At 34.5% G+C, this 3,163-nt stretch carries 3 protein-coding genes; all 3 read left to right on the forward strand.

The annotated features are described in order from the left end of the window. Positions 1-454: 454 nt before the first annotated feature. Complete coding sequence (locus tag MKJ01_RS18700; RefSeq protein WP_241615766.1) at positions 455-1,294, forward strand: SDR family NAD(P)-dependent oxidoreductase; 840 nt, start codon at positions 455-457, stop codon at positions 1,292-1,294. 143 nt (positions 1,295-1,437) lie between these two features. Continuing rightward, entirely contained in the window at positions 1,438-2,352 is a 915-nt protein-coding gene (locus tag MKJ01_RS18705) for an AraC family transcriptional regulator (protein ID WP_241615765.1), read from the forward strand. A 154-nt stretch (positions 2,353-2,506) separates the two neighbouring features. Beyond that, positions 2,507-2,734, forward strand: coding sequence for a hypothetical protein (locus MKJ01_RS18710; RefSeq protein ID WP_241615764.1), 228 nt, complete (start codon positions 2,507-2,509; stop codon positions 2,732-2,734). Positions 2,735-3,163 lie beyond the last annotated feature (429 nt).

The following is a 3,163-nucleotide window of genomic DNA, read 5'->3' on the forward strand; positions in this document are numbered from 1 at the left end:
AATTTTTTGAGCTGTAAGGGCTCAAAATTTTCCAGAATAACTTTTTAACTTACACAGTTAGTGAGACACTACCACTTCCGGATTTCTCTTGGGACAACCTCATGCAGAAAATGATTTCGAGAGCTTTAGTCAGAAAAGTAGAACGGGATTAGTCCGCTGGTTTCCCAGGATGCCACGACCCGTTATTCCAAATTTCTGGAAAATTATCCGGGCCTTACGAACCGGATTCCGCTTTCTCATATCGCATCTTACCTTGGAATTACCAAGCAGTCGCTGAGCAGGATAAGGAAAAAGCTAAAGTGACTTATTTCACTGCATACAATCATTTCTTTGTAAAAATTATAAGTATTTATCCGATCCACGATTTGAATACATCATCCGTTGATCGGGATACATTTCCCGTTCTGCATCTTCCCATCTTTGTACCATCATTTAAACAAAAAAATATTTAAAAATGGAAACAAAAAAAGTATGGTTCGTAACAGGAGCTTCAAAAGGTTTAGGATTTGAATTGGTTAAAAAATTATTGTCTGAAGGATTCCAGGTGGCTGCTACAAGCCGTACTGTTGATTCTTTAATTTCTGACTTCGGAGATATTTCTGAAAGCTTCCTACCGTTGAATATGAATATCACGGACAATAATGATGTACAATCTGCAATAGCAAAAACGGTTGCACATTTCGGAAGAATTGATGTTATCGTAAACAATGCCGGTTATGGACAGCTGGGAACTTTGGAAGAACTCAGCGATGAAGAAGCAAGGGCAAATTTTGACATCAATGTTTTCGGAAGCCTAAATGTGATCAGGAATTCAATGCCTTATCTTCGGGAACAAAAATCCGGGAATATCTTTAATATTTCTTCAATTGGCGGATATTCGGGGAATTTTCCGGGTTGGGGAGTGTATTGCTCTACAAAATTCGCAGTGGCCGGGTTTACCGAAGCACTGGCGGAAGAAGCCAGGACATTTGGCATTCATGCAACTGTTGTTTATCCTGGATATTTCCGTACTGATTTCTTAAATAAAGATTCTGTAAGAACTCCGGCACACTCTATCGAAGCGTATGAATCGGCAAGAAATTCTGAAAGTGCGCACCTTAACGAGATCAACGGAAATCAGCCGAATGATCCTGAAAAAGCAGCAGAAGCACTGATCGCATTAAGCAAAGAGCAGAACCCGCCGGTCCATTTCCTTCTTGGGATTGAAACACACGAGTTTTTAAATAATAAGATCGAAGCCATGACAACCGATGCCAGAAACTGGAAAAGTTTAACGGAATCTACAGCAATTTAATAATCTTCCAAAACTATGAAATTCTTCGATTTATTCCTGCTATGTTTTTATGAAAAGACTATGACGGGTTGGGAATAAGTCGAAGGATTCTGTTAATAGCATGAATACCTTATATTTTTTAAAAAATCATTAATTTAGTACGTATGAAAGAGACCTTCCGTTTTAATTCTATTTCTGATTTCCATACATTCTGCAACCTTCCGGGCCCTGAACATCCGTTGGTCAGCCTCATCGATTACAGTAAGATTCGATATCCTGTGGATGACCATGAAATGAAATGGATCCAGAATTATTATTCGATTGGATTGAAGCGGAATGTCAATGCTAAGTTTAATTACGGACAACAGCAGTATGATTTTGATTCCGGAGTCTTATGTTTTATTTCCCCATTGCAGTTTTTAAGAATTGAAATGAAACCCGATGTGGAAGTAGAACCGACAGGATATCTTCTGCTGATCCATCCCGATTTTCTCTGGGGTACTTCTTTAATCAAGAAAATGAAATCGTACGAATTCTTTAGCTATCAAATCAATGAAGCCCTTTTTCTTTCCGATAAAGAAGAGAAAATCATCGTTGACCTGTTTAAGAATATTGAAAAAGAATATCAGAATAATATTGATAAATTTACGCAGGAATTGATTGTTGCCCAACTTGAACTGATGCTGATTTACTCGGAACGCTTTTACGAGCGTCAGTTTCTCACCAGAAAAAAATCCAGTCATGAACTGTTTGATACATTTGAAGAAGTACTTTCTCAATATTTTGAAAACGGAAACCTTCTCGAAAACGGAATTCCTTCTGTAAAAACCATTGCCGAACAGATGAATATTTCGCCCAATTACCTGGGAACTTTACTCCGAATTCACACCCAACAAAATACGCAACAGCATATTCAGAATAAAATTATTGACACCGCCAAAGAGCGTTTGAGCACAACCAGTTTATCAGTGAGTGAAATCGCCTATGAATTGGGATTTGAGCATTCGCAGTCATTCAGTAAGATGTTCAAACAAAAGACGAATCAGTCGCCTGGAGAGTTTAGGAGGTTGTTTAATTGAGAAATTTTTTATTTTTAAATTAAACATGTAAAAATGAAAAATACCATTGAAGTTTATAAGGGATTATCTTATCAATTCACAAGCAAAGAGTTGGGAAATTAATTAAATTTCTTTTAAAAAATTAATTTGTATTTTTGATCTAAATATATCAATTATGGATATTCAAACAAGAAAATTAAAATTTATTCAGGAGTTCTTGAAGATTCAAAGTGAAGAGCTAATTTTTCGCCTTGAGAAAATTTTAATTAATAATGAAAATCATTTTGATTCATTTTCTATTGAAGAATTAAATACTAGAATTGATCAATCATTAGAAGATTCTAAAAATGATAAGGTTATTGAATCTGGTGATTTACTTTCTGAAATTAAACAATGGCAATAAAAGTATTTTGGACAAATTTTGCAAATGAACAATTAAGAAATATTTTTGATTATTATAAATTAAAAGCCAGTTCTAAAATAGCAAAAAAGTTAGTTACCTGAATTGTTGAAAAGATAAGTGAACTTGATTTTCAAAGAGAAATAGAGCAAAAGGAAGAACTACTTTTATCAAGAAAAGAAAATTTCAGATATTTGATTTATAAAAATTACAAAATCATTTATTGGTTTAACGAACCAAAGAATCGAATTGAAATCAGTGATGTTTTTGATGCAAGACAAAATCCTATTAAAATGATGGATGAAGAGCGAGATATAAAATAACAAATATTCAAAATAAAAAAGAGAAACTCAAGTTTGACACTCTCCCACAAAGTGTGTAAGTTAAAAAGTCAGGGCTTAGATTTTATAATCTGAGCCTTTCTTCAAAAAT

Source organism: Chryseobacterium sp. SSA4.19, from assembly GCF_022601875.1.
Taxonomy (GTDB): domain Bacteria; phylum Bacteroidota; class Bacteroidia; order Flavobacteriales; family Weeksellaceae; genus Chryseobacterium.

What these genes read in the sequence shown, in the direction of transcription:
- MKJ01_RS18710 (WP_241615764.1), top strand. Translation starts at nt 2,507, where the DNA reads ATGGATATTCAAACAAGAAAATTAAAATTTATTCAGGAGTTCTTGAAG.
- MKJ01_RS18700 (WP_241615766.1), top strand. Translation starts at nt 455, where the DNA reads ATGGAAACAAAAAAAGTATGGTTCGTAACAGGAGCTTCAAAAGGTTTA.
- MKJ01_RS18705 (WP_241615765.1), top strand. Translation starts at nt 1,438, where the DNA reads ATGAAAGAGACCTTCCGTTTTAATTCTATTTCTGATTTCCATACATTC.